Genomic DNA, 5,540 nt, shown 5'->3' with positions numbered 1-5,540 from the left:
TTTCATCACGCTTATCGTTTTGCTCGTGGCTGCGATCATAAATATATTTTTCCACAGCCCGGTTTTACAGCTTGCGATTGCCAGCGTGGGCGCGGTTTTATTTAGCGCATATATCCTTTACGATACGCAAAATATCATCCGCGGTAACTACGAAACTCCGATCGAGGGCGCAGTAGCTCTTTATCTTGATTTCGTTAATCTATTCGTTTCTTTACTTCAAATTTTAGGCATTTTTAGTAGAGATGACTAACGAAGAGCGGCTCTACCGCGTAATAGACGCAAATTTAAACCGCTTAAAAGAAGGGCTTAGAGTCGTTGAGGACGTCAGACGTTACGGCTTTGACGACCTAACCCTCGCTAAAAAAATAAAAACTCTCCGCCACAAGGCAAAAATCCCGCAAAAAGAATTCTTAAAATTTCGCGACGCCGCAAACGACGTGCTAAAACCGAGCCTAAAAGACGAGCAAATTCGCCTAAATTTGGACGATTTACAAACCGCCAACATCAAACGCGCGCAAGAAAGCGCAAGGGTTTTAGAGGAGTGTTTTAAGCTCATCGACATTAAAATTTCCGAGATTTTTAAGACCGTGCGCTACGAACTTTATGAGATAGAAAAAGAAATTTAACCCAAATTCAAAACTTTTTTAGTATAATCGCGACTAATTTTAAAAATTTAAAAGGATTTTTATGGATTCGCTTTTTTTAGTATTGCAGTTTATTTTTGCGGTAGTTTTAACGATCGCCGTTTTGCTTCAGAAAAGCTCCTCTATCGGACTGGGCGCATATAGCGGTAGCAATGAAAGCCTGTTTGGTGCAAAAGGACCGGCTGGATTTTTGGCCAAATTTACCTTCGTCGTGGGCGTTTTATTTATCTTAAACACCCTAGCGTTAAGCTACGTTTACAACACGCAAAGCAGCAAATCTCTCATAGATAGCGTTGACACTTCGTCGCTACCTGCAGCTCCTGAGGCGGTCGTTCCGCAAGCCCCTAATGCTCCAGCAGCCCCTGCGGCTCCGACAAGCGAGCAAAAATAAGGAGAATCTAGTGAAAAAATTAGTTTCCGCCCTCGCATTTTTTGCGGCGGCACAGCTTGCGCTTGCAGACGCGCATATCTTTAACTATCATAGATTTGACGACGACAGACACCCGAGCACCAACGTCTCTATTAAAAATTTACGCGAGCAGTTTGATTATTTTAAAGAAAAAGGCTACGAGGTCATCCCGCTTTCAAAGCTCGTGGACGCGATAAAAAACGGCGAGCCGGTATCTGACAACTGGGTAGTTTTAACGGTAGACGACGGCTACAAAAGCTTTTACGAAAAAGGCTTACCGGTATTTTTAGAGTACGGATATCCGTTTGCGCTGATGATCTACGTCGAGGCCACCGCACGAAAATACGGCGACTTTATGACCTTCGAGCAGATCAAAGAGATCGAAAAATACGGCGAGGTCGGCTATCACTCCTACGGTCACTTGCACATGGTCGGTCTTAACGAGGAAAAATTAAAAAACGACTTTGAGGACGGCATAGGCAAATTTGAAAAAAATATGGGCTACAAACCGCGATATTTTGCATATCCTTTCGGTGAATATAACGACAGGGTACGCGACGTCGCGATAGAACACGGCATCGAGGTGATACTCAGCCAAAACTCGGGTGCGGTCGCGGCAGATAGCGATCTGCACGAACTAGATAGGATCCCTGCGATGAACGGCACGCACCTGCCGTCCGCTCTTGCGAGCAAATTTCTAAAAGCCGAGTGGATACTTCCGCAAGACTATCCGAAGGATAATAAGATTAGCGAACTTATCATCAAAACCGACGAGAACGCGACGCACGGCTACTTCTCGATGACAGGGCAAAAAACAAAAAAAGTTAAACGGATAACCAATTTATTACGTAGATTTTATTTATCTGCTATATTTGCGATTCCCTTATTATACTTGGCTATGGCCGATATGGTAGGCTTACCTATGATAATAAATCCAATGGAACAAGCAAGATTATTTGCTGTTATTCAAATAATTTTAGTTTTACCAATTTTGTATTTAGGTAGAAGTTTTTATTTAGTTGGGGTTAAGTCATTGTTTAAAGGACATCCTAATATGGATTCGTTAGTTGCACTAGGATCAGGTGCTGCAGTTATTTATAGCTTGTATTCAACTGTTCTAATTTATTTAGGAAATGAGCATTCAGTGATGAACTTGTACTATGAATCTGCAGGTGTTATTTTAACACTTATTACACTTGGTAAATATTTTGAAGCAGTTTCTAAAGAAAGAACTTCTGGAGCGATAGCAGCGTTGATTAACCTTGCACCGAAGACGGCGAATGTTATCCGTAATGGAGAAGAGGTGAAACTAGATGTTGAAAATATTGTTATTGGAGATATAATTGTTGTACGACCTGGAGAAAAAATACCTTTGGATGGAAGGATAACAAAAGGTGCAAGTTCAGTTGATGAAGCAATGTTAACTGGTGAAAGTTTACCTGTTGACAAAAATATTGGTGATAATGTAATAGGAGCAAGTATTAATAAAACAGGAACTTTTGAAATGATAGTAACTAAAGTTGGAGAAGATACTGCTCTTGCTCAGATTATAAAACTTGTTGAAGAAGCACAAGGATCAAAAGCACCAATTTCAAAATTAGCTGATAAAATTGCAAGTGTATTCGTTCCAGTAGTTATTTTCTTAGCTGTTTTATCGGGAGCTTTTTGGTATTTTATTGGACATGAATCTGGGGTATTTGCTCTTACTATTTCTATTTCGGTATTAGTAATTGCTTGTCCATGTGCGTTAGGACTTGCGACTCCAACGTCAATAATGGTAGGGACAGGACTTGGTGCGGAGCATGGAATTTTAATAAAAAGTGGAGAAGTAATAGAAACAGCTCAAAGCGTAAATGTGGTAGTTTTTGATAAAACAGGAACACTAACCGAAGGGAAATTAAAAGTCACGGATGTAGTTACATTTGATAATTATGACAAAGATGAAGTTCTACGTTTTGCAGCGAGTATAGAACATTATTCAGAACATTCACTAGGAGAGGCAATAGTAAATTTAGCGCGTGAGAAAGAGTTTATGCTAAGCGAAGTAGAAAATTTTAAAGCTAGTTCGGGCCTTGGGATTTCGGGAGAAATAGATGGAGAGAATATTTTAGTAGGGAATAAAATATTTTTAGAAAATAATTCTATTTCAACAGAAGGACATCTTTTAATAGCTGATCAACTTGCAGCAGAGGGAAAAACACCACTATTTATTGTTTATGGCAACAAATTAGTAGGGATAATTGCTGTTGCAGATACAATTAAATCATCAAGTAAAGAAGCGGTAAAAAAATTAAAACAAATGGGAATAAAAATAATTATGCTCACTGGTGATAATAAAAAAACTGCAGAAATTATTGCGAGACAAATTGGAATTGATGAAGTAATTAGCGAAGTGTTACCAGAGAACAAGAATAAAGAAATAACAAGGCTTCAACAAGCTGGAAATAAGGTTGCAATGGTTGGAGATGGAATTAATGATGCTCCAGCATTGGTACAAGCAGATGTTGGGATAGCTATGGGGGCAGGAACAGATGTAGCAATAGAATCTGCAGACATTGTTCTTATGAATAATGATATGCTTAGTGTAACTCGTACAATAAAATTAAGTCGTGTGACAATAAAAAATATTAAAGAAAATTTATTCTGGGCATTTATTTATAATATTATCGGTATTCCTGTTGCTATGGGAGTATTACATATATTTGGAGGGCCGCTATTAAATCCGATGATAGCAGGAGCTGCAATGAGTTTTAGTTCAGTATCGGTAGTATTAAATGCGTTGAGACTAAAAAGAGCGGGAATAAAATAATTTACAGGAGGTTCACATGGAAAAAGTTTATAATATAGAAGGAGTAAAATGTGGTGGCTGTGCTGCCGTTGTTAAAGAAAAACTTAATGATATAGAAGGGGTAGAAACTGTAGAAGTTGATATCTCTAAGAAAAAATTAATAGTAGTAGGAACAACCGATAAAGAAGTATTACAAAAAGCCTTGAGTGATACAAAATTTAAAATTGATTAAAATAAAAGACCAATCAAGATTATTTCTTGGTTGGTCTTTAACTATGATGAATAGAGTTGCTTAAGTTTCTATTAAAAATAGATAAAGAAAAAACCGAATAGGTATGTAAAATAACCAGATAATCAAAAGGTATAGATTTAATATTGTTTTTTCGCTAAAATAATAATTGAAAGGAGGAGTTATTATGAAACTCGAGTTAAATATAGACGAAAAAGTAAAAGAGACATTAGTTGTAGTTAGTGCTAATAAGATTGATAAAGAAGTTCAGAATTTAATAAATTATATCGAATATAGTTCTGAGTATTTAATAGGAATAGTTGAAGATAAGGCGAGTATTATAGATATAGGTGAAATAATAAGGGTGTATATAGAGGATAGAAAAACTTTTGTTGTAACATTAAAAGATACATATGTTGTGAAGAAAAAGCTTTATGAAGTAGAAAATATGGTAACTCGTAATTTTATAAAAATATCACAAAGTGAAATAGCGAATATAAAATTTATCAAAAACTTAGATTTTAGTAATACAGGAACGATAGTCATAAAGTATAAAAATTCTGATATTAGCTATGTATCTCGTAGGATGATTAAAGAGTTTAAGTTGAAACTCGGTATATAGGAGGAAAATAAAATGAGATTATTAAAAAAAATGGTGGCATTTGGTTTGATGGGTATTGGGATAGGAAGTATCTTATCTTTAGCGTTTAGCTTAATACATGAGGATTATTCTCCAGGTGTTCCTGAATTTTTAGAGAGCTTTTCAAATACTAATAAAGCAATGGTAGTGCAGACTATAATATTTATCGTTTTAGGGGTTTTACAAGGATTTTCTAGTGAAATTTTTAAAAATGCAGGTGAGCAAAACTTTAAAATGATATTTTTAAAACATTACCTTTTAATAATGCTTCCATTATTACTAGCAGGATATTATTTAAAATGGTTTGTAGGGTTAAAAACTCTAATGCTAATGTTAGTATTTTCAAGTTTCTTATATGCTGTAATAGCATTAGTATCTTATCTAAGTGTTAGAAATGATATAAAAAAAATAAATAGTAAACTATCTAATTATAAATAAAAAGGAGTTGACGATTCATCGTCAGCTCCTTAATGTTATTGTTAATTATTTACCTTCTTTTAATAAATCACGGATTTCTTTAAGAAGTTCTTCTTTACTATCAACTTCTGGTGCTTTTTCTTCAGTTTCTTCTTCTTTAGCCATTTTTTCTTTAGCAGTGTTAATAGCTTTAACAAAGATGAAAATAGCTACAGCAGTTATTAAGAAGTCGATGATAATTTGAATAAAATTACCGTATTTAATCCCTTCCCAAGCCAAGTTAGTGAAGTCCGGTTTAGATGGGAAAAGAAGCCCGATAAGTGGCATCATAATATCAGTTACTAATGAACTTACGATTTTACCAAAAGCAGCCCCCATAATAACCCCGATTGCAAGATCTAATACATTGCCTT

Annotated in this window: 8 protein-coding genes; 7 read left to right on the top strand and 1 reads right to left on the bottom strand. The window is 35.7% G+C overall.

Annotated features, from left to right (window positions below):
- The 7 genes from Q0200_RS08780 to Q0200_RS08750 all read left to right on the top strand — a co-directional run.
- Nucleotides 1-250 (top strand): Bax inhibitor-1 family protein (locus Q0200_RS08780; protein WP_297940439.1); only part of this gene is annotated, 250 nt, incomplete at its 5' end.
- Nucleotides 243-626, top strand: a complete 384-nt coding sequence (locus tag Q0200_RS08775) for a thiamine-phosphate pyrophosphorylase (RefSeq protein WP_297940437.1) — start codon at nt 243-245, stop codon at nt 624-626. The genes Q0200_RS08780 and Q0200_RS08775, both read left to right, overlap by 8 nt.
- Nucleotides 627-687: 61 nt before the next feature.
- Complete coding sequence (gene secG / locus Q0200_RS08770; RefSeq protein WP_002951410.1) at nt 688-1,035, top strand: preprotein translocase subunit SecG; 348 nt, start codon at nt 688-690, stop codon at nt 1,033-1,035.
- Between the two features lie 10 nt (nt 1,036-1,045).
- Nucleotides 1,046-3,862 (top strand): heavy metal translocating P-type ATPase, encoded by a 2,817-nt coding sequence (locus tag Q0200_RS08765; protein WP_297940434.1) that lies wholly within the window; start codon nt 1,046-1,048, stop codon nt 3,860-3,862.
- Nucleotides 3,863-3,878: 16 nt separating this feature from the next.
- Nucleotides 3,879-4,073 (top strand): cation transporter, encoded by a 195-nt coding sequence (locus Q0200_RS08760; RefSeq protein ID WP_297940431.1) that lies wholly within the window; start codon nt 3,879-3,881, stop codon nt 4,071-4,073.
- 184 nt (nt 4,074-4,257) lie between these two features.
- Nucleotides 4,258-4,692 (top strand): LytTR family DNA-binding domain-containing protein, encoded by a 435-nt coding sequence (locus tag Q0200_RS08755; protein ID WP_004633480.1) that lies wholly within the window; start codon nt 4,258-4,260, stop codon nt 4,690-4,692.
- 12 nt (nt 4,693-4,704) lie between these two features.
- Nucleotides 4,705-5,148 carry a DUF3021 domain-containing protein gene (locus tag Q0200_RS08750; RefSeq protein WP_297940426.1) on the top strand — a complete coding sequence of 148 codons (444 nt, stop codon included), beginning with the start codon at nt 4,705-4,707 and terminating at the stop codon, nt 5,146-5,148.
- A gap of 45 nt (nt 5,149-5,193) precedes the next feature.
- On the opposite strand, the gene mscL is transcribed toward Q0200_RS08750, so the two are convergent.
- On the bottom strand, nt 5,194-5,540 hold a 347-nt coding region (gene mscL, locus Q0200_RS08745; RefSeq protein ID WP_297940423.1), incomplete at its 5' end, for a large conductance mechanosensitive channel protein MscL.

This window comes from uncultured Campylobacter sp. (assembly GCF_938045225.1).
Lineage (GTDB): Bacteria > Campylobacterota > Campylobacteria > Campylobacterales > Campylobacteraceae > Campylobacter_A.
Note: the sequence above shows the minus strand (reverse complement) of the source record. Positions and strands in the feature narration are given on the sequence as shown.